The organism is Nocardia crassostreae (genome assembly GCF_001613405.1).
GTDB classification, from domain to species: domain Bacteria; phylum Actinomycetota; class Actinomycetes; order Mycobacteriales; family Mycobacteriaceae; genus Nocardia; species Nocardia crassostreae.
Window position 1 is genome coordinate 103,260 of sequence record NZ_BDCH01000040.1, and the last position, 23,986, is coordinate 127,245.

Annotated in this window: 24 protein-coding genes, 2 pseudogenes and 1 riboswitch; of the genes and pseudogenes, 14 read left to right on the forward strand and 12 right to left on the reverse strand. The window is 68.2% G+C overall.

Going from position 1 to position 23,986, the window contains the following annotated elements; all coding sequences use genetic code 11:
* Nucleotides 1–130: 130 nt before the first annotated feature.
* The 5 genes and pseudogenes from NC4_RS35265 to NC4_RS35280 all read left to right on the forward strand — a co-directional run bounded on the left by NC4_RS35265 (nt 131) and on the right by NC4_RS35280 (nt 4,158).
* Nucleotides 131–1,057, forward strand: a complete 927-nt coding sequence (locus NC4_RS35265; RefSeq protein ID WP_067547737.1) for a DUF808 domain-containing protein — start codon at nt 131–133, stop codon at nt 1,055–1,057.
* Nucleotides 958–1,275, forward strand: a pseudogene (locus NC4_RS44925) (AraC family ligand binding domain-containing protein); the annotation flags it as partial. The gene NC4_RS35265 and the pseudogene NC4_RS44925, both read left to right, overlap by 100 nt.
* A 44-nt stretch (nt 1,276–1,319) precedes the next feature.
* The gene (locus tag NC4_RS35270) at nt 1,320–1,883 is read left to right on the forward strand and encodes a helix-turn-helix transcriptional regulator (protein ID WP_084530077.1); all 564 of its coding nucleotides are present in this window, start codon (nt 1,320–1,322) and stop codon (nt 1,881–1,883) included.
* A gap of 116 nt (nt 1,884–1,999) precedes the next feature.
* Nucleotides 2,000–3,700 (forward strand): hypothetical protein, encoded by a 1,701-nt coding sequence (locus NC4_RS35275; RefSeq protein WP_067547741.1) that lies wholly within the window; start codon nt 2,000–2,002, stop codon nt 3,698–3,700.
* Between the two features lie 80 nt (nt 3,701–3,780).
* Nucleotides 3,781–4,158: a cupredoxin domain-containing protein gene (locus NC4_RS35280; RefSeq protein ID WP_067547743.1), complete on the forward strand. Its 378-nt coding sequence runs from the start codon at nt 3,781–3,783 to the stop codon at nt 4,156–4,158.
* A gap of 13 nt (nt 4,159–4,171) precedes the next feature.
* Here NC4_RS35280 and NC4_RS35285 read toward each other — a convergent pair whose 3' ends face one another.
* Complete coding sequence (locus tag NC4_RS35285; RefSeq protein WP_067547889.1) at nt 4,172–4,759, reverse strand: TetR/AcrR family transcriptional regulator; 588 nt, start codon at nt 4,757–4,759, stop codon at nt 4,172–4,174.
* 128 nt (nt 4,760–4,887) lie between these two features.
* Between NC4_RS35285 and NC4_RS35290 the strand changes: the two are divergent.
* A pseudogene (locus NC4_RS35290) lies at nt 4,888–5,723 on the forward strand (CoA transferase).
* Between the two features lie 9 nt (nt 5,724–5,732).
* Nucleotides 5,733–6,893 (forward strand): acyl-CoA dehydrogenase family protein, encoded by a 1,161-nt coding sequence (locus NC4_RS35295; protein ID WP_067547745.1) that lies wholly within the window; start codon nt 5,733–5,735, stop codon nt 6,891–6,893.
* Between the two features lie 12 nt (nt 6,894–6,905).
* Here NC4_RS35295 and NC4_RS35300 read toward each other — a convergent pair whose 3' ends face one another.
* Both NC4_RS35300 and NC4_RS35305 read right to left on the reverse strand, forming a co-directional pair.
* Complete coding sequence (locus NC4_RS35300; RefSeq protein ID WP_067547747.1) at nt 6,906–7,556, reverse strand: HAD-IA family hydrolase; 651 nt, start codon at nt 7,554–7,556, stop codon at nt 6,906–6,908.
* A gap of 60 nt (nt 7,557–7,616) precedes the next feature.
* Nucleotides 7,617–7,934 carry a 13E12 repeat family protein gene (locus NC4_RS35305; RefSeq protein WP_245722139.1) on the reverse strand — a complete coding sequence of 106 codons (318 nt, stop codon included), beginning with the start codon at nt 7,932–7,934 and terminating at the stop codon, nt 7,617–7,619.
* A gap of 95 nt (nt 7,935–8,029) precedes the next feature.
* Here NC4_RS35305 and NC4_RS35310 point away from each other — a divergent pair, with 95 nt between their 5' ends.
* The 4 genes from NC4_RS35310 to NC4_RS35325 all read left to right on the forward strand — a co-directional run bounded on the left by NC4_RS35310 (nt 8,030) and on the right by NC4_RS35325 (nt 11,975).
* Nucleotides 8,030–8,959: a MerR family transcriptional regulator gene (locus tag NC4_RS35310; RefSeq protein ID WP_067547750.1), complete on the forward strand. Its 930-nt coding sequence runs from the start codon at nt 8,030–8,032 to the stop codon at nt 8,957–8,959.
* Nucleotides 8,960–8,971: 12 nt separating this feature from the next.
* Nucleotides 8,972–9,274, forward strand: coding sequence for a hypothetical protein (locus NC4_RS35315; protein ID WP_157555414.1), 303 nt, complete (start codon nt 8,972–8,974; stop codon nt 9,272–9,274).
* 104 nt (nt 9,275–9,378) lie between these two features.
* Nucleotides 9,379–9,470: riboswitch (glycine riboswitch) on the forward strand.
* Between the two features lie 166 nt (nt 9,471–9,636).
* Nucleotides 9,637–10,029 (forward strand): glycine cleavage system protein H, encoded by a 393-nt coding sequence (locus NC4_RS35320; protein WP_067547754.1) that lies wholly within the window; start codon nt 9,637–9,639, stop codon nt 10,027–10,029.
* Between the two features lie 128 nt (nt 10,030–10,157).
* Nucleotides 10,158–11,975: a tetratricopeptide repeat protein gene (locus tag NC4_RS35325; protein WP_067547763.1), complete on the forward strand. Its 1,818-nt coding sequence runs from the start codon at nt 10,158–10,160 to the stop codon at nt 11,973–11,975.
* Nucleotide 11,976: 1 nt separating this feature from the next.
* On the opposite strand, the gene NC4_RS35330 is transcribed toward NC4_RS35325, so the two are convergent.
* Nucleotides 11,977–13,056: a YihY/virulence factor BrkB family protein gene (locus tag NC4_RS35330; protein WP_084530080.1), complete on the reverse strand. Its 1,080-nt coding sequence runs from the start codon at nt 13,054–13,056 to the stop codon at nt 11,977–11,979.
* Between the two features lie 122 nt (nt 13,057–13,178).
* On the opposite strand from NC4_RS35330, the gene NC4_RS35335 reads away from it, so the two are divergent.
* On the forward strand, nt 13,179–14,894 hold the full coding sequence (locus tag NC4_RS35335; protein WP_245722140.1) for a DEAD/DEAH box helicase: 1,716 nt from the start codon (nt 13,179–13,181) through the stop codon (nt 14,892–14,894).
* Between the two features lie 29 nt (nt 14,895–14,923).
* Here the strand turns inward: NC4_RS35335 and NC4_RS35340 are convergent, their stop codons facing one another.
* Nucleotides 14,924–15,223, reverse strand: coding sequence for a DUF1905 domain-containing protein (locus tag NC4_RS35340; protein ID WP_067547766.1), 300 nt, complete (start codon nt 15,221–15,223; stop codon nt 14,924–14,926).
* Nucleotides 15,224–15,274: 51 nt separating this feature from the next.
* On the reverse strand, nt 15,275–16,099 hold the full coding sequence (locus tag NC4_RS35345; RefSeq protein WP_245722141.1) for an AraC family transcriptional regulator: 825 nt from the start codon (nt 16,097–16,099) through the stop codon (nt 15,275–15,277).
* A gap of 56 nt (nt 16,100–16,155) precedes the next feature.
* Between NC4_RS35345 and NC4_RS35350 the strand changes: the two genes are divergently transcribed.
* Nucleotides 16,156–16,722, forward strand: coding sequence for a class I SAM-dependent methyltransferase (locus tag NC4_RS35350; protein WP_067547769.1), 567 nt, complete (start codon nt 16,156–16,158; stop codon nt 16,720–16,722).
* Between the two features lie 23 nt (nt 16,723–16,745).
* Here the strand turns inward: NC4_RS35350 and NC4_RS35355 are convergent, their stop codons facing one another.
* Nucleotides 16,746–17,459: an SDR family oxidoreductase gene (locus tag NC4_RS35355; protein ID WP_067547899.1), complete on the reverse strand. Its 714-nt coding sequence runs from the start codon at nt 17,457–17,459 to the stop codon at nt 16,746–16,748.
* Nucleotides 17,460–17,550: 91 nt separating this feature from the next.
* Here NC4_RS35355 and NC4_RS35360 point away from each other — a divergent pair, with 91 nt between their 5' ends.
* Nucleotides 17,551–17,973: a winged helix-turn-helix transcriptional regulator gene (locus NC4_RS35360; protein WP_067547906.1), complete on the forward strand. Its 423-nt coding sequence runs from the start codon at nt 17,551–17,553 to the stop codon at nt 17,971–17,973.
* 1 nt (nt 17,974) lies between these two features.
* Here NC4_RS35360 and NC4_RS35365 read toward each other — a convergent pair whose 3' ends face one another.
* The 5 genes from NC4_RS35365 to NC4_RS35380 all read right to left on the reverse strand — a co-directional run bounded on the left by NC4_RS35365 (nt 17,975) and on the right by NC4_RS35380 (nt 23,975).
* Complete coding sequence (locus NC4_RS35365; protein ID WP_067547771.1) at nt 17,975–18,556, reverse strand: SWIM zinc finger family protein; 582 nt, start codon at nt 18,554–18,556, stop codon at nt 17,975–17,977.
* Entirely contained in the window at nt 18,556–20,409 is a 1,854-nt protein-coding gene (locus tag NC4_RS35370; RefSeq protein WP_084530083.1) for a DEAD/DEAH box helicase, read from the reverse strand. The genes NC4_RS35365 and NC4_RS35370 overlap by 1 nt, the downstream gene beginning before the upstream one ends.
* A gap of 161 nt (nt 20,410–20,570) precedes the next feature.
* Complete coding sequence (locus NC4_RS43645; protein WP_084530084.1) at nt 20,571–20,768, reverse strand: DUF7455 domain-containing protein; 198 nt, start codon at nt 20,766–20,768, stop codon at nt 20,571–20,573.
* A 347-nt stretch (nt 20,769–21,115) separates the two neighbouring features.
* Nucleotides 21,116–22,921: an acyl-CoA dehydrogenase gene (locus NC4_RS35375; RefSeq protein ID WP_067547774.1), complete on the reverse strand. Its 1,806-nt coding sequence runs from the start codon at nt 22,919–22,921 to the stop codon at nt 21,116–21,118.
* A gap of 19 nt (nt 22,922–22,940) precedes the next feature.
* Complete coding sequence (locus tag NC4_RS35380; protein WP_067547777.1) at nt 22,941–23,975, reverse strand: AraC family transcriptional regulator; 1,035 nt, start codon at nt 23,973–23,975, stop codon at nt 22,941–22,943.
* Nucleotides 23,976–23,986 lie beyond the last annotated feature (11 nt).

A 23,986-nucleotide genomic window follows, 5' to 3' on the forward strand; every position in this document is an offset into this window, starting at 1 on the left:
AGCCCGCATGTCGACAATCCGAAGGAGGCCGGATTCCGTGGCACGCCCCACGGGCTTCGGCCACGAGCCAAGGAATGATGGTCGACGGCACATTCATGCTGTCGGCCGTCGGGCCGGTAATCTGCGGGGCATGAGCGCAGGCCTTTTCGGACTCCTCGATGACGTGGCCGCGCTGGCCCGGCTCGCGGCTGCTTCCATTGACGACATCGGGGCGGCTACCGGGCGGGCGACCGCGAAGGCCGCCGGGGTGGTCATCGACGACACCGCTGTGACACCGCAGTATGTGCATGGCATCACCGCGGAGCGTGAGCTTCCGATGATCAAGCGGATCGCCATCGGGTCGCTGCGCAACAAGTTGGTGTTCATTCTTCCGGCGGCGCTGATTCTCAGCCAGTTCGTGCCGTGGCTGCTCACACCGATCCTGATGATCGGCGCCACCTATCTGTGCTTCGAAGGCGCGGAGAAGGTGCTGGGGCGGTTCCTGCACCATGACAGCCACGGGCCCGAGGCCGACGGGGCCGCCGATGAGAAGGCGATGACCGCGGGCGCTATTCGCACCGATTTCATTCTGTCCGCCGAGATCATGGTGATCGCCCTCAATGAGGTTGCCCACCAGTCGTTCTTCCCTCGGCTGATCATTCTTGTCATTGTCGCCGTGGTTATCACCGCCGCGGTGTACGGCGTTGTCGGCGTCATCGTGAAGATGGATGATGTCGGATTGGCGCTGGCCCAGCGGTCCTCCCGGTTTGCGCAGGCCGTCGGTCGCGGACTGGTGACGGGGATGCCCAAACTGCTGACGGCGCTGTCGCTCATCGGTACGGTCGCGATGCTCTGGGTCGGCGGGCACATCCTGCTCACCGGCACCGATGAGCTCGGCTGGCACGCGCCGTACGAGTTGGTGCACCATGCCGAGGAGGCTGTCCGCGATGCCGTCCAAGGTGTCGGGGGACTGCTGGCGTGGCTGACGAATACGGCCGCTTCGGCGGTGGTCGGATTCGTCGTCGGCACCATCGTGGTGCTGATCGTGCAGGTGCTGCCCTTCAAGAAGAAGCACTGATCGGCTGTTTTCATGGTTCAGGCTGCGGGGAGCATGCTCGGTTGTGGACGGCGGCGGCCAGTTCACAGGTCGAGTTGCTGGCGGCGCGGTTCGAGACGTTCGAGTTCGATCGGCACAGTCATGAGCAGCTCTCGGTAGGGGTGATCGAAGAGGGGGCGGAGGGGCTGGACATGGCCGGGGGGAAGGTGGTGATTCCCGCCGGGCAGTTGGTGATCATCAATCCAGGGCAGGTGCACACCGGGTTCGCGCCGGCGGCGGACGGATGGCGGTATCGGAGTTCTATTTCGATACGGGACTGGTCGCGGAGTTGGCGGGGGAGCGGTGGGGGAACAGGGAAGTGTGGTTCCCCGAGACCGCGGTGCGGGATGACGAATTGTTCGGCCGGTTGCGGATGGTGCATCGCGAGCAGGAGTTGGCGGGCGATGCGCTCACGGCGGAATCATTGCTGATCGCGGGGTTGGGGGCGGTGCTGGATCGACATGCCCGGCATGGGCGGGCGGGTGCGGCGGGGGTGGCGCCGCGCCGGGGCGTGGACGCGGCTCGTCAGGTATTGCACGACCGCTGGACCGAGGCGGTCACCATCGCGGAACTCGGTGCGGCGGCGGGGATGTCGCGGGCCGCGCTCATGAACGCCTTCCGGGCCGCGTACGGGTTGCCGCCGCACGCCTATCTGATGCGGTTGCGCGCCAACCGCGCCCGCCGGTTGTTGCTGGCGGGGCAGACTCCGGCCGTGGTGGCGGCCGCGACGGGGTTCGCCGATCAGGCGCATCTGACGCGAATCTGCAAGCGCTACTTCGGCGTGACGCCGGGCGCGATCCGCCCGTGAGGTGACGATCGCGCGGCGATGCGAATTCGCGCGCCGAGATTTTTGTTCAAGACCACCGGCCACCCCTGCCGTCAGGCTGTGTCGCAGCTGTTCGGAAGGTGAGGAAGGTCGGATCGATGGTGTGGGTACTGGCGGTGATCCCGCTGCTCGTAGTGCTGGGAATGATCACGGGATGGCGGCGTCCGGCGCATTGGGCCGCTGCCGCGGGTGTTTCCGTGGCCGCGGTGCTCGTCTGGTGGCGGCCGGAATTCACCATGCCGGAGGACGGTTTGACAGGCGCGGCCGCCGGAGCCGGGCTGCTGGTGCTGAACGCGGCGGCGGTCATGCTGCCCGGCGTCTATCTCAGCCAGGTGTTCACCCGCCGCGGCGTGGATCGGGACCTGCGGGAGTGGGTGCGGGCGCTACCGCTGTCCGGCCCGGCGAAGATCGCGCTCATGGTGGCCGGGATCGCCCCGATGGTGGAGGCGCTCACCGGATTCGGCGTCTCGCTGCTGGTCACGGTGCCGGTGCTGCTGGCGCTCGCGCCGCCCGCGACCGCGCTGCGGCAGGCCATGCTCGGCATGAACATCATGCCGTGGGGCACATTGGGTTTGGCGACCGTGATCGGCGCCGCGCTCACCGGCCTGCCGGTGACGACCCTCGGCTCCGCCACCGCCGTCACGAGCGCCGCGGTCTTTCCCCTGGTGACGGTGTGGGCCGTCCTGCTGGCCCGCCCGCGCCGCCGCCTGCGCGCCGCGACCCTGGCCGCGGGGGCGGGCCTCCTGCTCGCCACCGGCCTGCTGATCTGCAATCGACTTGGCCTGGTGTCGCCCGCGGGGGTGCTGGCGGGCTTGTTCACCACCACGATCGGGCTGGCGCTGTGCGCAATTCGTCGTCGGGGTGCCGTCACACCCGACCCGGCGCCCGCGACCTCAGGAGCAAAGGCCGAATCTGCTGTAGCGCTCGCGTCTTCGGAGAGCGTCGTTTCCGGCACGATGCAGACGTCTTCGGAGAGCGTCGCGTCCGGTGTGGTGCACACGTCTTCGGGGAGCGCCGCGTCCGGCGTGGCGCTTACGACTTCGGGCAGCGTTGCATTTGGTGCGGCACAGGTGATTTCGAGCGCGACGGATAGGTCGTCGAGCGGCGAGCCGGTCGTTGAGGCCGAACTCGAGCCTGCGGGGCGGTTGCTGCCGCCGCACGCGGTGCTGTCCGCGTACGGTCTCGTCCTGGGCGGTATCGCGGTGCTGCGGGCGGCGACCGCCGTCGGTGTACCGGCCCTCGAATTGCGTGCTGGCGGTGCGAGTTTCGCGCTGCTGTCCTCGCCCTGCCCAGCCCTGCTGATCGCCGCCCTGCTGCTGGACCGCGGCCGCCCGCACGTCCCCGATCTGCGCGCCGCACTGGTGCGGGCGGGCCGCCCGCTGCTCGCCTTGACCGGGTTCGTCGTGCTCGGCCGCCTGCTGGCCGACACCGGAATGATCGCGGCGGTGGGCGGGGCCGTCGCCACGGCCCCGCCCCTGGCCATCGCCCTGGCCGCCCCCGCCCTCGCCATGGCGGGCGGTTTCGTCACCGGTTCGAATGTCGGCGGCGACGTCCTGATGATGCCGCTGCAACAACAACTCGCCCCCGCCGGACTCGACACCTGGTTCGCGGCCATTCAGAACAGCGGCGCGGGACACGCCGTCTTCACCTCCCTGCCGATGATCATGCTGATCCTGGCCGTGGCCGGTGACCGCGCGGCGAGCGTCTCGGATCATCACCTGCTCCGCTTCGGATTGCGGGTGGCCGCCGCGATCTATGCGGTTCTGGCGGCGGCTGCGATCATCGTGGTTTCGGTCTAGCGGGACCTCCGCCCTCTCACTGCCGTGTCCCCCCGCCGATTCTCGTCCGATTTCCGGCTGTGCCGGACTAGCGTCGAGTCATGGATGCGCACCGGGGTCTGCTCGCGATCGTTCTGTTCGCCGGGGTCGTCATTGCCGCGCCGCCGGTGCACGCGGCCCCGCCGCCGACCCTGCGGCTCGGTTTCCACAATGGCTACTGCACGACGACCGAGCTCGACGCCCCGGCCGATACCCCGTTCGCCATCGAGATCGACACCGGTTTCCAGTTCACCGATCAATCGGAATTCCGCATTCCCGCATTGAAGATCCGGGTGATCCTGCCGAGCTCCTACTTCAACCCCCGGGCCCGGGTCGATGTCCCCGCGCAGCCGCCGGGCCCGATTCCCTTCGAGCTCATGACGCCGAAGCAGTCGGGGAGTGCGGGCGACGGCTGCTGGGGCGTCATCCACGTCCGGTGAGGGCTCGGAAGTCTCATCCCCGCACGGTGATCGAGAGGCGGGGCTTGACGGTGTCGGCGGGACCGGCCACGCGGTCCCACACGGCGTCGATCATGGGGGCGAGCAGCAGTTCGCCGAACTGGTTCACCAGGACATCGACGATCTGGGTGGATTCGCGGCGGGTGGTGGAGGCCAAGCCCGCGTCGCGGAGGGCGGCCACCTCGCGGCGGGTCAGATCGATGAGCGATTCCAGCAGGCGCATCTGGGCATCGCCGGGTTCCAGGATCGCCCGGCGGATGTAGTTCACGACCGCGGGGTTGTCGCGGAGCATGACGCGGACGGCCTCATTGCGGGCGGCGACATTCTCGCCGGGGGTGCCGGTCATGGGCACCGAGGAGACGGCGGCGGCGAAGTAGTCGACGACCAGTTGATCCGCGGCCTCGATCAGACCGGCCTTGGTCTTGAAATGGTGCTGGACCAGGCCGAGGGTGACACCGGCCGCGGCGGCGACAGCGCGCAACGAGACCCGGGATTCGCCGTACTGGGCGAACAGATCCATGGCGGCATTGCGAATGCGCGCCTTGGCGGTCAGGTCGTCGTTGGTGGCTCGCGGATTCAGCACATCGCCCCTCGGATAGTCGGTGTCCGGCAATTCTACGATGTGTAGTAATCAGCTGGTCGCAAGACAACCAAATATTACGGTTGACCCAGCTACTATACAAACGTATCGTCCGTGCCATGGAGGATGCAATGACGCCGCCCCTGGCCGGGATCGAGGTCGTGTCGCTGGCCGTGAACCTGCCCGGCCCGCTGGCCGCCGCCCGGCTCGCCGAACTCGGGGCGACCGTCACCAAGGTCGAGCCGCCCGGCGGTGACCCGTTGGCCGCGGTCGCGGGGGACTGGTATCGGGCGCTGACCAGCGCGCAGACGGTGGTGACGCTCGATGTCAAACAGCGGGCCGACCGCGCCAAGCTGGACGAACTGCTGGCCACGGCCGATCTGCTGATCACCTCCATGCGGCCGAGCGCGCTGGCGAAACTCGGGCTGGCGCAACCGCAGGAACGTTTCCCGGAGCTGTCGCTCATCGAAATCGTCGGGCACGCGGAGGATCCCGAGATTCCCGGGCACGACCTGAACTATCAGGCCGTGCACGCCACCCTCACCCCGCCGCACATGCCGACCGTGCCCATTGCCGACATGCTCGGCGCGGAACGCGCGGTGTCCACCGCGCTGGCGGCGCTGGTGGCCCGCGCGACCACCGGTGCGGGACGGCCCTACCGGGTCGCGCTGGAGGATGCGGCGGCCCGCGCGGGCGATGCCGTGCGCTACCGGCTCATGGGACCGGATGCGGTGCTCGGCGGGGCGTTTCCGGGCTACGGCATCTACGCGTGCAAGGACGGGCACGTGGGCTCGGGGCCGCGGAACCGCACTTCTTCATGGCCGCGCTCCAGGTCCTCGGGGCCGACGGCACCCACGCTGCCTTCCGGACAGCGTTCGCCGACAAGACCATTGCCGAACTCGAGACGATCGCCGCGGCGAACGATCTACCGCTCAACGGGGTGCGCACCCCCACCATCGGAAAGTAGAGAACAACGATGTCGCGACTCTTCCCCGACTACCGGCCCACCTGGGAGACCGAGCAGCACCGCGAACTGCGCAAGCACGCGGCCGAATTCTTCGCCAAGGAGATCCCGCCGAACCGGGAGCGCTGGAACCGCGAACACCAGGTCGACCGCGAGTTCTGGAACAAGGTCGGCGACGCGGGTCTGCTCGGTCTCGATCTGCCGGAGGAATTCGGCGGCGCGGCAGGGGATTTCGGACTGCAGGCCGTGGTGCAGGAAGAGTTGGTCTACGCGCACGACAATGCCTTCGGCTTCTCGGTGCACTCGCCGATCGTGTCGCACTACATCTACAACTACGGCAATGCCGAGCAGCGGAAGAAGTGGCTGCCGGGCATCATCAGCGGTGAGCTGGTGCTGGCCATCGCCATGACCGAACCCGGCACCGGCTCCGATCTGCAATCGGTGCGCACCACCGCGATTCGCGAGGGCGACCATTACGTCATCAATGGCTCGAAGACGTTCATCTCCAATGGAACCCACTGCGATCTGGTGGTGATCGTCGCCAAGACCGACCCGTCCCAGGGCGCCGCGGGCGTCTCGCTCATCGTGGCCGAGACCGCGGACCTGCCCGGTTTCGAGCGCGGCCGGGTGCTGGAGAAGATGGGCCAGTACGGCCAGGACACCCGCGAACTGTTCTTCTCCGATATGCGTGTGCCCGTGGCGAATCTGCTCGGCGCACAGGAGGGGCTGGGCTTCTACCATCTCATGGAGCAGCTGGCCCGCGAGCGCCTGATCATCGCCAGCCTGTGCTCGGCGCTGGCCGAGGCCGCCGTACTGGAGGCGCTGAAGTACTCGAAGGAGCGCGAGGCGTTCGGTCGCCCGATCGGCAAATTCCAGCACAACGCCTTCACCCTGGCCGAGGTCAAGACCGAGGCCCTGGCCATCAAAACCCTTGTCGACTACGCGATTCAGCAGTACATCGACGGTAAGAACGACCCGTCCACGGCATCCATGGCCAAGCTGTTCGCCGCCGAGACCGCGGACAAGGTCGTGGACAAATGCCTCCAGCTCTTCGGCGGCTACGGCTACATGATGGAGTACCCCATCGCCCAGATGTACACGGGCTCACGGGTGAACCGCATCTACGGCGGCACCAGCGAAATCATGAAGGAAATCATCTCCCGCTCGCTCTGAGGGTGGGTTCGTTCACCGGCCGAGTGCGTCGGCCAGTTCGGTGAAGCTGGTGACGGACAGGTCGCTGATCACGTCGGCGCTCCGGTCAGCGGGGGTGTGCGGGCCCTTCTCCAAGGACCGTTCCACGAACGCGGTGCGCAGCCCCGCCGCGCGGGCGCCGTCGAGGTCCCAGCCGTGGCAGGCCACCATCAGGGTCTCCGTCACGTCCACGTCGAGGAGTTCGACGGCCTTCAGGTAGGCCGCGGCGGCGGGCTTGTAGGTGCGGGCCAGTTCCGCGGACAGGATGCAGTCGAAGGGGAGTGACTCGGCTTTGATCAGTGTCGTCAGCAGTGCGAAGCCGCCATTGGACAGAGCCGCCACCGTGTAGTGGTCGCGGAGTCGCCGCACACCCTCGGCGGCGTCCTTCCAGGCGGGGAGGCGGTGCCAGGCGTGAACCATGCGGCGTCGGGCTCGCTCATCGAATTCCGTGGCCCAGCCGTGGGTTTCGATTGAGGGCAGGTAGCGCTCACGCCAAGCCGAGGCGAATGCGCCGCCGTCCAATGCGATACCGGCCTCCCGGGCGATCGCGGTGGCCTGGTTCCCGACACCGGTGTACCAGTCCACCGTGGTGCCGAAGATGTCGCAGAGGACGACACGAATTCCGGTCGGATCGAAATCTGGCATACGTCCACCGTAGGCAACGACCGCTGCTTTATCACCGGGTCAGGCACCCAGGGCTCGGCCTCAGCTCGCGGCCGCCAGCACCCGCCACACCTTTCTGGACCGCGAGCGGACCTGTGGAGCCGCATATTCGATTCGCCGCCGCGCCTCGTGGGCGCTGATCCGCAGCAGATCGGTCAACAACTCCACGGTGTCCCGATACCCGGTGTCCGCGGCGAGGCCACGACGCTCGGCTTCGGCGACGGCCGCGCGCATGGCGGCATCCAGCCGCCTCCGACGGCGTTCGGTCTCGACGAGGGTGCGCAGCAAGTTGACATCGGTCAGTTCCGGCCATCCCGATGCTGGAGCATTCGGCGCCAGCGCGGTCGAATGTGTGTTCACGCGAGCAGACTACCTCAGCGATAGAACATATGTTCGACAATCCGCCGTTGCCGTGGGGTTGAGTCTCCATCAGGGGGAGACAGCAGGATTGGGGCATGGACGACGAGACGCTCTTCACGATCGGAGCACTGGCCGGGCGGACCGGATTGACGGTCAAGACGATTCGGTTCTACTCCGACAAGGGGATCGTCCCGCCAACCTGTCACAGCCCGGTCGGCTACCGACTCTACGACGTCGATGCCCTGGCACGCCTGGAACTGGTCCGCACGCTGCGCGAGTTGGGAATCGATCTGCCCACCGTACGACGGATCCTGACCAGGGAAACCACACTCGCCAGTGTCGCCGCGGCGCACGCAACCGCGCTCGACGCGCAGATCCGGGTGCTCCGGCTGCGGCGCGCGGTGCTGCGGGCAGTCGCCGACCGAGAATCGAACCCCCAGGAGATGGATCTGATGCACAAACTGGTGAACCTGACCCAGTCCGAACGACACCGCTACATCCACGAGTTCATCGATGACACCTTCGGCGGTGTCGATGCCAATCCAGCCATGGTGGAGCTGCTCCGCACCACCATGCCCGACCTGCCCGAGGACCCGACCCCCGACCAGGTCCAGGCATGGATGGAACTCGTGGAACTGGTGCAGAACAACGACTTCCGGCTCGCGGTCCGGAGAATGGCCGAATACCAGGAGAAGCAACGAGCCGACGGCGACGACACCGGCCTGCACCATGAGCTGACCGAGACCGTGCGCGACGAGGTCGGCCGGGCCCTGACCGCCGGTATGGCACCGGACACCCCCAACGCCGCGGCGGTCGTCGATAGACTGACCGCCCAGTACGCCAAGACCTTCGGCCTGCCCGACGACCCCGCCCTCCGACGCTGGATACTCGAGCGTTTGGAGATCGCCAATGACGCTCGGGTGACGCGCTATTGGCAGTTGGTGGCGACCGTCAACGGCTGGCCCCCGATGCCTGATCTGGAACCGGTGTTCACCTGGTTCAACCAAGCGCTACGCAGCGCGTAGCATCTGGTGGCCATGAACGGCCGGGAGATCGTAGCGACGGGATCGTGGCTGTATGCCGACGTCGTCCTCATGCCGGTGTTCGTCGTCCGTCTCGACTACGACTTCTGGTACGAGATGGCCAGGGAAGAGGGCACACTCGTCGCGGACGAGGAGCCGCTGCTCGATTCGGCCGGGCATGCCTACTACGTGTCGTTCAAATCCCTCCGCAACGATGCGCCGTTCTGGCCTGATTCCGGTCCGCACCGTTCGGTTGACGAGGCGCGGATCTCGGCAGAATCGAGGGTGCCCTCTCCGATCACTTGGCAGTCTGATTAATCACTTCCATGCTTCCGCAGGGGTTGCGGGGGCTTGGGGGCGGATTGTTGGGTCTCGGCGGGGGAATGGCGGTAGTGTCGCGGCAGCAGAATTGAATAGGCTGTTGATGCGCGGCGGGAGAGCCTCCTGCGAGGGGGCGCCGAAGGAGCAAATTCCTCCCCGGGAATCTCTCAGGCACCAGTACCGCCGCGTCGAGGCCACTCTGGAGAATAGGGGATCGGTTCGGCCGGTGTCCTATACCGAAGGTGTAGGGCCGCAGTGTGATTGCGCTGTGGCAGGAGACTCTCAGGTTTCAGGACAGAGCGGGGAGGGCCCCTTGTCCCGTCCGGCGTGCGCCGGGCACAGCGATACCGGAGTCCGTGATGAATGCCTTTCCCATCGACCGCAGCTACACCGCCGAACACGAATGGGTCATGCTCGCCCCCGGCGCGCCGATGCCGGACGCACCTGTGCGCGTCGGCATTACCGCCGTCGCGGTGGAAGCGCTCGGCGATCTCGTGCACCTCGAGCTGCCCGCTGTCGGCTCGACCGTCGCGGCCGGTATGCCCTGTGGCGAGGTCGAATCCACCAAGGCCGTCTCCGAGATCTACTCCCCGGCCAGCGGCCGCATCACCCTGGTCAACAGCGCCGCCCTCGACGATCCGGGCCTGATCGGCGCCGACCCCTACGGTGCGGGCTGGCTGTTCGCCGTCCTGCCGACCGGCACCAGCGAACTGCTCACCGCCGCACAGTATGCGGAGAAGACGAGCCAATAGGCGACACGAGCGCAGGCATTTCGCTCGAACCGGATTGTCCCCGTAGCCGGTTCGACGGGCGATTCGCCTCCGGGTCATAGATCATGTGCGCGTAGCTCGAATCGGTGCACGGGTCGAATGGGGGAGTGATGGCGGAGTCCGGATCGGTCGACGGGTTCGGCGACAACCGGGTCGAGGCGCAGGGCGAGGTCGCCGTGGCGGTACTCGCCCTGGACAGTCTGGATCTGCCGCATGCGGCGGATCATATTGCGGCGGCGCTACATTCGGATCCGACCCTGCCCGAGGCGCACGAGATGCTGTCACGGCTCGTGGTGGCGGCCGGTGGGGCCGATGCGGCGCTGGAGCTGTATTCGATGGACCGCCCGTATATCGGCGCGATGGCCGCGCGGGCGCACCTGCTGGCCGCCACCGGGCGGTGGGACGCGGCGGTATCGCTGCTCGCACAGATCGTCGCCGTCGATCCGCGGCTGCCGTGGGCGCACGTGCCCTGGATGGAGCGGACGGACCTGGCCGCGGCCCTGAGCGCGGAGACGGTCCTGCACGCGATCATCGCGCTCAACCGGGAACTGCCGGAGCCGGTGCCCGTCGACGACCAGCGCGTGCTCGCACCCCTGTACGAACTGCTGTGCGCGGGAGTCGAACACCACGCCGACGACGCCCGCCTGCTGGCCATCGGATCCGGGTTGGCCCGCCGGTTCGCCGCCTTCGACCGCGCGGAAACCTGGGCGCTGCAAGCACATCGAATGGAACCGGGGCAGATCACCAGCGTCATGCTCGGCCAGGTGTACCGCGCCTCCGAGCGTCCGGAGGCGGCGATCGCGGTGTGGACCGAACAACTGCACCGGGATCCGTCGGATCTGCACCTGCACACCGATCTCGCCGAGCTCTACGCCCAGATCGACCACCCGGAACTCGGAATCCCTTGGCTGGAACGGGTATTGGCCCTCGATCCGGTGCACGAGAAGGCCGCGCCCGCCCTGCACGGGCTGCGCTACCGCATCGACGGTGACGCCCGGCATCTGGTGGCGCTGGCAGATCATCTGCGCGAGTATCCGGAACATCATTACGCGGGTGACGTGCTGGCCGAACACTGCGGTGGCGCACCGTGGCTCGGCTATGTCGACGTGGCCACGGAGTCCCTGGTGAACCTGCTGCGCCAAGTCCTCGACGAGGTCCCCGACTGCCGGGAACTCGACCTGGAGGCCACCGTGTCCATGATCGAGCCGCCGAGCGCCATCATGACCGTCCGGTCGGTGCTGCCGCGCGCGACCATCGCGGTGTCCGCGGTCGGCGATCCGGATCCGCGGCTGGGGTCGCAAACCTGGGCGCCGGTGGGCGCGGTGGTGTGGCAGTACCCCGGCAATGGCACGAGCGCGGTGGCCGCGGTGCCCGCGCCCGCCCCGGCGCCGGCCGAGAAGGTCAGGCAGACAGCCCGATTGCGCTGGCCGCACCTGCCCGCCGTCTACGATTTCGCCGTCGTGCTGGCCGATGTGCCGCTGCCGGATCTCATCGGCACGCTGGTGCATCCGCCCGCGCCCCGCGACGACGAGGAGGGTCGCGCCCTCACCGCGCGCTACCCGGACCTGTGGGTCCAGGCGGTACAGGTGTTCGCGTGCCTGGGCATCGCGCATCATCGCGTGGTCGAGCCGTGGCCGGAATCCACCCGGCGAACAGTCCTTCTCGATCTGCTCAACGGTCCGGAGGACTGGGTGTGCGAGGCCGCTGCGGTGGCGCTGCTCGCGGTGGCGTGGACCCAGCCCGACACCCGCTCGGATATCGGGCTCGCCCTCTGCCAGCGCATGATGGACCTGCTCGAGGCGTACCGGTCGCGACCGGTGACCATCGCGGCCACCTTCTGCTCGCTCATCCTGGCCTGCCCGTGGCTGGACGGGGCCTTCCTCGATCTCGCCCGGGACATGCTCGCCGTATTCGACGCGCCGGACTGAGCTACGAGATGATGCGCACTGTCCGCGCATCCTTGGCGGGCGGCTCCGACACGGGATGCGGTCCGGGCTCGTCGGCGGGATCCGGCTCCGTCATCGCCCTCACCTTTCGGTGCAGGTGCGCGGTCAGCCAGGCCCGGACGCGGGCGAAGCGAGTGGTCCGGGCGGGCCAGAACTCCTGCACGCTGGCATTGAATTCCGCGCCCAGAATCACGGCGAACCCGAGGAAGAACGTGAACAGCAGGAACGCGATGGGCGTGGCCAGCGCGCCGTAGCTGATGCCGGTCTTGGTGATCCAGGACAGATAGCGGCGCAGCCCCTCGCTGGCGGCCATGAAGAACACGGCCGCCACCAGCGCACCGCCGAACAGCCGATGCCAGGGCAGGGTGCGGTGCAGGGCGAGCTTGTAGAGCGTGGTCAGCGCGACGATGAGCAGCAACCCCACGCCCGGGTAGTAGAACGTGTCGATGAGCCGCAGCCCGGGTTCCTTCCAGCCCGAGGGGAGGGCGCGGCCCATGATCGACGGGCCCAGCGCCACCAGCGGCAGGATGAGCACCGCGGTGATCAGGAAGCCCACGTAGAGCAGCAGCGCGAAGATGCGCTGCCAGACCGGATGGCGGGCGTCGGCCTGGCCGTGGGCGGCGGTAATGGCGTCGACGAAGGTGGCCATGGCCGAGGAACCGGCCCACAGCGACAGCACGAAACCGAGCGAGACCACCCCGCCGTGGCCGCGTTGCAGCACGTCGGAGACCGTCGGCGCCACCAGGTCGTCGACCACGCTGGGGCTGAACAGCTTCCGGCTGAAGCTGATGATCTTGGAGTTCACGATGTCGACGGTGTCCGGACCGAACCAGTGGCCGACATAGCCGAGGCTGCCGAGCAGGCCCAGCAGCAGCGGCGCCAGCGACAGCGTCTGCCAGAAGGCGGCCGCCGCGGATTTCGCGAAGATGGAATCGCCCCAGGCCTTCACTGCCACGTGGGCGATGAGGTCCCAGACCCGGCCCAGCCGTGTGGCGGCGCGCACGTTGGACCCGTCCGGCGCGGGGGCGTCGGCGTGTTGTTCAGGATCCTGGTGCGTGTTCATTGTGGCTACAGCATCGCCTACCAGCGGTTCGAATGGGACAGGACCCGCGATGTGTCGTGCGGCACTCGAAGGGGCTGTGTCGGATTGGTGGAGTGTCGGTGGGAATCGCTAATCTCTACCGAGTGACTTCGGGTGGTGGCGGTTCATTACGTGCTTGGCAGCGCAGGGCTCTCACCAAGTATCTGACAAGCAAGCCACGCGACTTCCTCGCTGTCGCGACCCCAGGTGCCGGTAAGACGACTTTCGCGCTGCGGGTGGCCGCCGAACTGCTCACCGACCGCACCGTGGACCAGGTGACGGTGGTCGCGCCGACCGAGCATCTCAAGCATCAGTGGGCGGCCTCGGCGCAGCGGATCGGGATTCAGCTCGACTCCAACTTCTCCAACTCCACCGGGTCCACCTCCTCGGACTACCACGGTGTGGTGGTGACCTACGCCCAGATCGCCTCGCATCCGTTCAAGCACCGGGTGCGCACGGAGAACCGGCGCACGCTGGTGATCATGGACGAGATCCATCACGCCGGTGACGCCAAGAGCTGGGGTGAGGCGGTCGAGGAGGCCTTCGGCGATGCGACCCGCAGACTCGCGCTGACCGGTACGCCGTTCCGCAGCGACGACTCCAAGATCCCGTTCATCACCTACGAGGCCGACGAATCCGGGTTCGAGAAGTCCCGCGCCGACCACACCTACGGCTACTCCGAGGCGCTCGCCGACGGCGTCGTCCGGCCCGTGGTCTTCCTCGCCTACTCCGGTGAGGCGCATTGGAGAGACAGCGCGGGCGAGGAGTACTCCGCCCGCCTCGGCGAGCCCCTCAATGCCGAGCAGACCGCCCGCGCCTGGCGCACCGCCCTCGATCCGGCGGGCGACTGGATATCGAAGGTCCTGCAGGCCGCCGACACCCGCCTGCGCCAGCTGCGCGCCACCGGCATGCCCGATGCGGGCGGTCTGGTCATCGCCACCGATCAGGACAAGGCGCGCGACTACGCCGAACTGCTGGAACACATTTCCGGCACCAAACCGGCCGTCATCCTCTCCGACGATCCGGACTCCTCCGATCGCATCGGCGAGTTCTCCAACAACACCGACCCGTGGATGGTCGCCGTCCGCATGGTGTCCGAAGGCGTCGACGTCCCCCGTCTGGCCGTCGGCGTCTACGCCACCAGCGCCTCCACCCCGCTCTATTTCGCCCAGGCCATCGGCCGCTTCGTGCGCGCCCGCAAGTCCGGCGAGACCGCCAGCGTCTTCCTCCCCTCGGTCCCCGTCCTCCTGGATCTGGCCGCCCAGCTGGAACGCCAGCGCGACCACGTCATCGGCAAACCGCACCGCGAGAAGAGCGATCTCGACGACGAACTCCTCATCGACGCCAACCGGCAGAAGGACGAGCCCGGCGAAGAGGAGAAGAAGTTCATCGCCCTGGCGGCGGACGCCGAACTCGACCAGGTCATCTACGACGGCGACTCCTTCGGCACCGCCACCTTCTCCGGCTCCGACGAGGAAGCCGACTACCTAGGCATCCCCGGCCTCCTCGATGCCGATCAGATGCGCGCACTCCTGCGCGACCGCCAATCCCGCCAGTTGCAGGAGCGCACCGCCCTCGCCGAGGCTCCCCGCCCCGACGGCCCCAGCGTCGCCGCCGCGGCCGAACGCGCCGCCACCGCCGACCGCCTCTCCGAACTCCGCCGCGAACTCAACTCCCTGGTGGCCATGCACCACCACCGCACCGGCAAACCTCACGGTGTGATCCACGGCGAACTCCGCCGCGAATGCGGCGGCCCCCCGACCACCCTCGCCACCGCCGACCAGCTCACCGAGCGCATCGCCGCCCTCCGCCGCCTCTGATGCGGCGGGGTAGTGGAATCGCCGGGGAATCAGGCGATCTCCAGCTCGACCCGCACCGAGTCGCCCGCCTCGATGCCCTCCGCGATCCGCACCGGCTTCTTCATCGGGAGGATGTAGGTGCCGCGTTTGGTATCGGGGAACAGGGAGGTGGACCAGCGGCTGGCGCCGACGGTCACCTTCACCCGGATCGAGCCGAAACCCGCCGCGCGGTGGCCGTGTAGCTCCTCGATCTCGTCCGCCATCGGCTCGGGCAGGCTCACGAAATGCCAGGCCGCCGGGCCTTCCCACTCCCAGAGGACGGCACTGAATGCGTATTCCGATGGCGCCATAGGGCGACGGTAGCCCACGGGTGTGACAGGTTTCCGCCCGCGCCGGGCAGCTCAGCGGGTGAAGTAGCGGCCGGGGGAGATGCCCACTTCGCGGTGGAAGGCGGCTACGTAGGCACTGGGGGTGGCGTAGCCGACGCGTTCGGCTATGCGGGACAGGGGGAGGTTGGCGGCCAGGAGGGGGAGGGAGGCGGCCAGGCGGATGTGGGTTCGCCAGTGGGCGAAGGTGATTCCGGTGTCGGCGAGGAAGGCGCGGGAGAGGGTGCGGGGACTGGTGGCGGCCGCGGTGGCCAATTCGGTGAGGGTGCGCGGGTCGGCGGGGTCGGACAGGAGTATTGCGGCTACCTGGCGGGCTCGGGGGTCTTCGGGGAGTGGAGCGCCCAGGGGGACCACGTCGACGGGGGTGAGGAGGTCGAAGATGACGGCTTCGGCGCGCTCGCGTTGGGCGGGAGTGGTGGTGTCGGCGGTCAGGTGGTCGAAGAGGTCGTGCAGCAGGCGGCTCACACGGAGCATGGTGGGCCGGGCGAAGGCGACCGGGGTGCGGGCGGGGTCGAGGTAGATGCCGCGCATGACCGCGCCTTCGTAGGTGCCGGTGCGATGGCGGACGCCGCCGGGGATCCACAGGGCGCGGGTGGGCGGCAGGACCCAGCGGCCGTCGCCGACTTCGACGGTGATCACTCCCTGTGCGGCCCAGGCGATCTGATGCTGGGGATGTTCGTGCTCGTCGAACCAGAGACCGGCGGGCAGGGCGCCCGCGCCGAAGACCATGGCGGTGGGGCCGGTGGGAGCCGGGAACACCATGCCGTCCGGATCGGCGTGGCCGGGGACCACCGCGCCCGCGGCGACCGGGAACACCGTGAATTGGCCGTTTGGCGACACGACTTGTCAGCGTAGTCTCTCGCGGTCGGGGCGATGCGTCCCTACCGTCGGAGGGCATGGGGATGAATGTGTTTCACCAGCTCTTGTGCCGGTCCTCGATGTGGGAGCGGACCAGCGCCACCCGCATCGTGCCGTGGGCGCTGGATCAAATCGAATTGGGCGACAACGCGCTCGAGGTCGGGCCCGGGTACGGCGCGAACGTGCGAACCCTGCGCGCCCGATCCACCGCGCTGACCGGCCTCGAGATCGACCCGGCCCTGGCGACGCGGCTGCGGAACCGGCAGGGCGGGGAGGTGCGCGTCATCGAGGGTGACGGCACCGCGATGCCGTTGCCGGACAAGGACTTCAGCTCCGTGGTGTGCTTCACCATGCTGCATCACGTGCCCTCGCCCGCCCAGCAGGACGACCTGTTCGCCGAGGCGTTCCGGGTCTTGCGCCCCGGCGGCGTCTTCGCGGGCAGCGACGGTCTGGACCGGCCGTTCTTCCGGCTCATCCACCTCGGCGACACCTGTGTGCCGGTGCCGCCCGAGACATTGTCCGACCGGCTCGCCCGCATCGGCTTCACCGATATCGAGATCGACACCGCCGCAACGATGTTCCGCTTCCGTGCCCGGCGTCCGTAGCGCTCACGGCACCGGCACGGCGGTCACAGCACGGGCACGCCCACGGTGTTCGTCATGAGATTCGCTCGCGCGAACCGGGTGAGCTCATCGGCGAACACTTCGGGAGCGCCGGACTCGATGCCGTCGAGAATGGCGGTGGCGACGTCGGCGGGGGAGTTCTTGGGGTGGTCGATGCGCGCCGCCATATCGGTGTCGATGAACGCCGCGTGTACGCCGACCACCAGCGTGCCCTGCTCCCGCAGGGCGATACGCAGGCCGTTGGTGAGCGACCAGGCCGCGGACTTGGACGCGCTGTAGGCCGCGACCGCGGGCAGGCTGACCCAGGACAGCACCGACAGCACGTTCACCAGCGCACCGCCGCCGTTCGCGGCGAGGACGGGCGCGAAGGCCTGGCTCATACGGAGCGTGCCGAAGTAGTTGGTCTCCATCTCGTCGCGCGCGGTGTCGAGCGTGGTCGCGGCGGTAATGCTGCCGGGTCGGCTGATGCCCGCATTGTTGATGAGCAGCGTGGTGTCCCCGCAGCGGGCGGCCGCGGCGGCGACGGCCGCCGGATCGGTCGTATCCAGTTGCACCGGAATCAGATCCGGATCGGTGACGCTGCCCGGATCGCGCACTCCCGCGTAGACGGTGGCCGCGCCGCGCGCCGTCAGTGCCCGCGCGATGGCTCGTCCGAGTCCGCGGTTCGCGCCCGTGACGAAGGCGGTGCTGCCGTCGATCTTGACGCCGGATTCACTCATGACCTGCACTCCCTGGTTAGTTGGAATTTCCAACCCACTATGGCATGCGGTAAGTTGGAAATCCAGACCCACTCGGAACGAGGAGGTGGCGGTGCCGTCGGAAGCCCGTGCGTGCTCGATAGCCAATGCGCTCAAGGTCGTCGGCGAGCGCTGGAGCCTGCTCGCAGTGCGCGAAATCATGCTGGGGGTCAACCGGTTCGACCAGATCGCCCGCAATACCGGGGCCAGCCGCGACATCCTCACCACCCGATTGCGCAAGCTCGAGGAGGTCGGGCTGCTGGAACGCCGGATGTACCAGGAACATCCGCCGCGCTACGAATACGTGCTCAGCGAATCCGGACAGGCGCTGCACTGGGTGCTGCTCAACCTCATGAACTGGGGTGATCGCTACGTCACCGAGGGCGCGCCGCCGCTGGTCCTCGAACACGACTGCGGCGCGGTGCTGGGCCCGGTAACGGTGTGCGCGCACTGTGCACGGCCGGTCTCGCCCACCAGCCTGCGTCCGCTGCCCTAGATCAGGGCGCGGTAACCTCGAAAAAGGTTGCCGGATCCAGGGTGTCGATCGGAATCCAGCGTGGCGGCGGGATCTCGGCCGCCCCCTCGGCGGTGCCGTCCGCCTGCCCCGCGCTCCGTAGGATGCGCCCGTAGCCTTGCAGATCCAAAGCGAGCCAGGGGTTCTCGTCGATCCGCATGGCCAGCGCATAGCAGGTGGCGAGCATGTGCAGGCAGCGCTCGCCGCGCGCGCGGCAGGAGCAGTCGAGCGCGGACAGCGTGGGCGACACCGTGATTCCGGCCTCGGCGATCGCGGTGCGATGCTCGTCGGTCAGCATGACGGCCTCCGCGGGTACCAGTTCCGCGATCGCGCGCACCGCCGCGGCGGGCAGCGGAGCCACCTCGAAGTAGGTCACCGATGCCTCCGACCCGCGATGAATGTTCGCTCGCACCATTGCGCCGGTGATCTCGATCCGCACGAGGCCGTTGCGCGCGATGCTGCGCGCGCGGGGCAGCATCGGTTCGGGTTTGGTCATCCGCAGCGGTTCGGCCAGTCGCACCCAGTCCCGGCCCCACGCGGTGTATCCGAAATCGTTGTCGGGCATCAGTTGCCTCGCTTCCGGCGCAGCAGGTCGAGCAGGCGGTCGTCGTCGAGGCGCGCCAAGGTGGCGATCCCGCTGGTGTCGGTCAGATCCGTGAGCGCCGACTTGCGGTCGTGCATCCCGGCGATGTGCTCCTCGATGGTGGTGCCCGAGGTGAGCGTCGTGACGGTGACCGTGCGCGTCTGCCCGATGCGGTGCGCGCGATCCGATGTCTGCGCCTCGACGGCCGGATTCCACCAGCGGTCGAAGTGCACGACATCCGCGGCCCGCGTCAGCGTCAGCCCGGTGCCCGCCGCCTTCAGACTCAGCACGAGAATCGGTGGCCCGTCCGGAGATTGGAACCGCCGCACCAGCTCCGAGCGCTCGGACTGCTTCAGCCCGCCGTGGAAGAACGGCGCGGTGACCCCGAACTGCTCGGCGCACTGCCGGACCAGCAGCTCGCCCGTGCGGCGGTACTGGGTGAACACCAGTGTGGGCGAGCCGGTATCGAGATTGTTGGCGAGGATATCGGTGCACACATCGAATTTCCCGGAGCGCCCGGACAATTCGTCGAGCTCGCCGGTGATCAGCCCCGGATGATTGCACACCTGCTTCAACTCGGTGAGCACCGCCAGCACCCGGGTGTGCCGCTCGGCCCCCGATCCGAACCCCGCCTCCTCGGCCCGCGCCAGCAGCTGGTCGTAGAGTCGCTCCTGCTCGGCGGTGAGATCACAGATCAGATCGCTGTGAATCTTCGGCGGCAGCGTGGAGGCCACATCCGCCTTGCGTCGCGCCAGCACCACCAGCTCCAGCGCGTCCCGCAACCGCACCACCGCCGCCGCGGACCCCTCGTGAATCGGCCGCACGAACCGCCGCCGGAACTGCGCCTTGTGCGTGAATGCCTGCGGCACGGTCAAATTCAGCAAGGCCCACAACTCGTCGAGATGATTCTCCACCGGCGTCCCCGTGAGCGCGATCCGCACGTCCGCGGTGATCGCCCGCGCCGCCTTGGCCACCTGCGTGCGCGGATTCTTCAGCACCTGCGCCTCGTCGAAAACCGCACTCGCCCACCGCTGCCCGGCCAGCGCCGCCCCGTGCCCCCGCAGCGTCGGATACCCGGTCACCACGATCGTCCCGTCCGCGATCTCCGGCAGTTCCCCGCCCCGCCAGGTCACCGGCCGCAGTCCCGGCGCGAACCGCTCGATCTCGTGCGCCCAGTTGCCGACCAGCGAGGTTGGGCAGACCACCAGCTGCGGCCCCTCCCCGGCCCGCCCCAGCAGATACCCGATCGCCTGTACGGTCTTGCCCAGCCCCATCTCATCGGCCAGCACCGCCCCGCCGTGCGCCGCCCCGGTCTCCCGTAACCAGGTGATCCCGCGCGCCTGATACGACCGCAGCTCGGCCTTCAACCCGGCTCGCAGCTCCCCGCTCAGCGCCACGGTGTCCCGTAGTACCCGCAATGCCCGATCGCCGGAGACGATGGCGTTCCCAGCCGCGTTCGGCACCGCGTGCGCCGCGGCGGGCAGTTCCGACGCCGCGATCTCCCCGCTCAACGCCGCCCGCCACGCCGCCACCGAGACCCCCGGTTCGCTCAGCTCGACCACCGGCAACCGCTCCGGATCGACCAGCGCGCACTCGACCTCGGTCACCGCGATCCCGCCCTCGCCCGGTACGGCCACAGGCACTGTCTCCAATTCACCCAGCCCGCGCGGCGCGGACCCGGGCTCGCGCCCGGTCCACGTCCACAGCGCGAACTGATGACGATCGGGCAGGTAGGTGGCATGTACGGCAGGCAGCGCAACTCCTCGGTCATAGCGGCAGACGACCGTTGTACCCGATTTTCCGGGCACCGCGCACAGAGCAGACCCGTGATACATGCCATGTTGTCGCCCACCGTCCGGACATGTCTTCGGGCACATTCCCCGAAACGCCAGCGGCGGGCGATCTTTCGATCGCCCGCCGCTGGGGTTTTCTGTTGGGAAGATTCAATTGTCGAGCGGACCCTTCGAGGTGGCGTACCGGCCTCGAAGCGGAGGAGCTATGAAAGCGCCGGTGCCGACTCCGTGTCGATCACGGCTTCGAGCTCACGGAGACGATCCATGTGCTCATTGGCGTGATGCTGGCAGAAGAGCAACTCGCCACCACCGGGAAGGGTCGCACGCACGCGTGCTCCTGCCCCACAGCGGTCACAACGGTCGACCGCGGTCAGTGGGGTGCTTGTCAGGGTTCCTGGCATGACTCCTCCGTCCTGGCTCCGGGTGCTCGCGCACCGTTTGCCTGGTGTGGGGCCCACAGTCCACTCTGTGGGCCTCGCTACCGCTACTTCCCAGCAGTGGTTGATGACTACTCTGTCAGACGTTCGGCGGGAGGTCTTTGTTCCCGAGGAGTTTCCCGTGTGTTTTGCCTAACACGACCTGGGGTTTCGCTGAAAGCGAACAGGCCCGGGCGGCAAGGGAAAAACACCTGTGAAGCCCTCCGGGCTCCCCGCCGAACACGCTGATCGAGTTGTCTACCGGGAGACTACCCGCGAGCCCCGACACCCACACTCCGATTGAGTAACCCTATGAGTACGGGACAGCAAGCTCACAGCCACGATGGGTCCAGGTCGAGGGTGGTGCGATCGCCCGAATCGAGGAGATCGAACAGGGGGTTGGTACGGGGGAGTTCCCAGTGGAAGAAGTAGCGGGCGGCGGCGCGTTTGCCGTGGCCGAAGTCGTCCCCTCGGGCGACGTGCGGGGCGGCGGCGAGCGATTGCTCGAGCCAGATCCAGGCGAGCACGATATGGCCGAAGGCCTCCAGGTAGGCGGCCGAATTCGCGAGGGCGGAGACCGGGTCGGCGTCGCGCCCCAGGCCCGCCGTGGTGGCGGCCAGGCGGGTGGCGGCGGCCTCCAGGGCGGCGGCGAAGGCGGTGAGTTCCGGGTCGGTGGCGGCGCGGGCGGCGGCCACGGTCGCCGCCATGGTTTCGAGCAGGGCGGTGAGGGCCGCGCCGTTGTCGAGGGTGACCTGGCGGCCCAGCAGGTCGAGGCTCTGGACGCCGTGGGTGCCCTCGTGGATGGGGTTGAGGCGGTTGTCGCGGTAGTGCTGTTCGACGTCGTAGTCGCGGGTGTAGCCCGCGCCGCCGTGCACCTGGATGGCGAGATCGTTGGCGGCCAGGCACCATTGGCTCGGCCAGCTCTTGGCGATGGGGGTGAGGATGCGCAGCAGGGTGGCGGCGCGGGCGCGGTCGTCCGGGGTCCCGGCGGTGTGCTGGTCGTCGACCAGCTTGCCGCAGTAGAGCTGAAGGGCCAGTGCGCCTTCGGCATAGGACTTCTGGGCGAGCAGCATGCGCCGCACGTCCGGGTGGTCGACAATGGGCACCTGGGCGCCGCCGCGCGCGCCGACGGGGCGGCCCTGCGGGCGGTTGCGGGCGTAGTCGAGGGATTTCAGGTAGCCGGTGTAGCCGAGGGCGGTGGCGGTCATGCCGACGCCGATGCGGGCCTCGTTCATCATCGTGAACATTTGCGCCAGGCCGTTATTGGGCTCGCCGACCAGGTAGCCGACGGCCCCCGGGACGCCGCCGGGGGTGAAGTTGCCGTCGCCGAAGACCGGCGCGGTATTGACGGTGCCGCGCCAGCCCATCTTGTGATTGATGCCCGCCAGCACGATGTCGTTGCGCTCACCCCGCGAACCGGCTTCGCCCGGAAGGTATTTGGGCACGATGAACAGCGAGATGCCGCGCGTGCCCTTGGGTGCGCCCGGAATGCGGGCCAGCACCGGGTGCACGATGTTCTCCGAAAGATCGTGGTCCCCACCGGAAATCCACATCTTGCGGCCGAAGATCCGGTACGTGCCGTCGTCCTGCGGCGCCGCGCGGGTGGTGATGTCGGCGAGGCTGGATCCGGCGTGCGGTTCCGACAGCGCCATGGTGCCGAAATTGCGGCCGTCGAGCATGGGGCGCACGAAGGCGTCGATCTGCTCCGGACTACCGTGCGCGGCCAGCAGATTGGCATTGGCGGCGGTGAGCAGCAGATAGGAGGTGGTGGCGACGTTCGCGGCATGGAACCACGCCATGCACGCCGAATTGACGACATAGGGCAGCTGCATGCCGCCGATCTCGTAATCCATTGCCGCGCCGATCAGTCCGGCATCGGCGAAGGCGCGCAATGCCTTGCCCGCCGCGGGGATGATGTGCACGCGCTCGCCGTCGAAGGTGGGCTCGGACAGATCGTTCTCGCGATTGTGCGGCGCGAAGTAGGTGGTGGCGAGATCCTGGCACAGCCGCAGCACCTGGTCGAAGGTCTCGCGGGAGTGGTCGGCGAAGCGTTCCCGTTCCGTCAGCGCGGTCACGTCCAGCCAGTCGTAGAGCAGGAACTCGATATCGCGGGCAGACATGATGAGCGACGGGTTCATACCAGGAACGTACCGGGATTCAGGAACGGACCGGGGCCCGACCTCGGTGCAATCGTCCGAAATGTTCGGGGGACTGGCCCTTCCAGGAGCGGAAGGCCGAGGCGAAGGCGGACACGCTGGAGTAGCCGAGCCGTTCGGCGGCCTGTTCGACGGTCAATCCGGCGATGAGCAGCTCCTCGGCGAGCATGCCGACCGTCTCGGTGCTCAGTTCGCGGAAGGTGGTGCCCTCTTCGGCCAGGCGGCGGCGCAGGGTGCGCACGCTGACATCGAGGTCGGCGGCAATGCGGGTCTGGTCGGCGGAGCCGCCGTGGCGGATGAGCAGTTGGCGGACGCGGCCGCTGAGGCCGCTGCGGCTGCGGCGGCTCTCCATGAGGTCGGCGCACTGCTGCTCGTAGAACCGGGCGGTCGACAGATTCGCCTGGGGTAGTGGGGTTTGCAGCGTGCTCGCCTGAAAGCCGATCTGCGAGCGCGGCATCGAGAAGTGCACATCCTCCACGCCGAAGACGGCGCCGAACATCTCGTAGATGGGGTGGGCTTCCACATTCAGCTCCACGCGCACGGTCGGGATGCGCATGGGCAGCAGATCCTGCTGCACGGTGGCAATGGCGGCGAGATCCCGTTCCAGGGTGAAACGCCGGATTTCGGGCGGCAGTACGCTGTCGTCGCGCACCACCCACACCTCCGCGCCCCGGTCCTCGATCTGGTGCGGGGCGGTGGTGAAGGTCAGGTCCGAGTAGCGCTGCGCGATATCCATGGCGTGGCGCATGTTCATGCTGCTCATCAGGGCGAAACCCATGACGCCCAGGGACGGCGGATGGCACAGCAGCCCGGCCAGCAGGCCCAGGCCGGGCTCGTCCTCGATGCCCTCGACCACATTGCGCGTCACCGAGAACTCTTGACCCACGGTGATTTCGAATGACGGATCGCGCAGATCGACTTCTCTGATGCCGGTCCCCTTCAGGACCGATGCCAGCGGGAGACCGCGGCCCAGCGCGAAATCGACCAGCAGCGCGGTACTGGTGATGGAACGCAGCCGCTCCAACTCTTCCGTCACTCAGGCAGTCT

Excerpts from the sequence above, each read along its gene's own strand:
- NC4_RS35280 (WP_067547743.1), top strand. The coding sequence starts at position 3,781 with ATGGATGCGCACCGGGGTCTGCTCGCGATCGTTCTGTTCGCCGGGGTC.
- NC4_RS35355 (WP_067547899.1), bottom strand. The coding sequence starts at position 17,459 with ATGAGTGAATCCGGCGTCAAGATCGACGGCAGCACCGCCTTCGTCACG.
- NC4_RS43645 (WP_084530084.1), bottom strand. The coding sequence starts at position 20,768 with ATGCCAGGAACCCTGACAAGCACCCCACTGACCGCGGTCGACCGTTGT.
- NC4_RS35310 (WP_067547750.1), top strand. The coding sequence starts at position 8,030 with ATGGACGACGAGACGCTCTTCACGATCGGAGCACTGGCCGGGCGGACC.
- NC4_RS35315 (WP_157555414.1), top strand. The coding sequence starts at position 8,972 with ATGAACGGCCGGGAGATCGTAGCGACGGGATCGTGGCTGTATGCCGAC.
- NC4_RS35265 (WP_067547737.1), top strand. The coding sequence starts at position 131 with ATGAGCGCAGGCCTTTTCGGACTCCTCGATGACGTGGCCGCGCTGGCC.
- NC4_RS35350 (WP_067547769.1), top strand. The coding sequence starts at position 16,156 with ATGGGGATGAATGTGTTTCACCAGCTCTTGTGCCGGTCCTCGATGTGG.
- NC4_RS35270 (WP_084530077.1), top strand. The coding sequence starts at position 1,320 with ATGGCGGTATCGGAGTTCTATTTCGATACGGGACTGGTCGCGGAGTTG.
- NC4_RS35275 (WP_067547741.1), top strand. The coding sequence starts at position 2,000 with ATGGTGTGGGTACTGGCGGTGATCCCGCTGCTCGTAGTGCTGGGAATG.
- NC4_RS35375 (WP_067547774.1), bottom strand. The coding sequence starts at position 22,921 with ATGAACCCGTCGCTCATCATGTCTGCCCGCGATATCGAGTTCCTGCTC.
- NC4_RS35300 (WP_067547747.1), bottom strand. The coding sequence starts at position 7,556 with ATGCCAGATTTCGATCCGACCGGAATTCGTGTCGTCCTCTGCGACATC.
- NC4_RS35295 (WP_067547745.1), top strand. The coding sequence starts at position 5,733 with ATGTCGCGACTCTTCCCCGACTACCGGCCCACCTGGGAGACCGAGCAG.
- NC4_RS35330 (WP_084530080.1), bottom strand. The coding sequence starts at position 13,056 with ATGAACACGCACCAGGATCCTGAACAACACGCCGACGCCCCCGCGCCG.
- NC4_RS35340 (WP_067547766.1), bottom strand. The coding sequence starts at position 15,223 with ATGGCGCCATCGGAATACGCATTCAGTGCCGTCCTCTGGGAGTGGGAA.
- NC4_RS35370 (WP_084530083.1), bottom strand. The coding sequence starts at position 20,409 with ATGTATCACGGGTCTGCTCTGTGCGCGGTGCCCGGAAAATCGGGTACA.
- NC4_RS35325 (WP_067547763.1), top strand. The coding sequence starts at position 10,158 with ATGGCGGAGTCCGGATCGGTCGACGGGTTCGGCGACAACCGGGTCGAG.
- NC4_RS35320 (WP_067547754.1), top strand. The coding sequence starts at position 9,637 with ATGAATGCCTTTCCCATCGACCGCAGCTACACCGCCGAACACGAATGG.
- NC4_RS35365 (WP_067547771.1), bottom strand. The coding sequence starts at position 18,556 with ATGCCCGACAACGATTTCGGATACACCGCGTGGGGCCGGGACTGGGTG.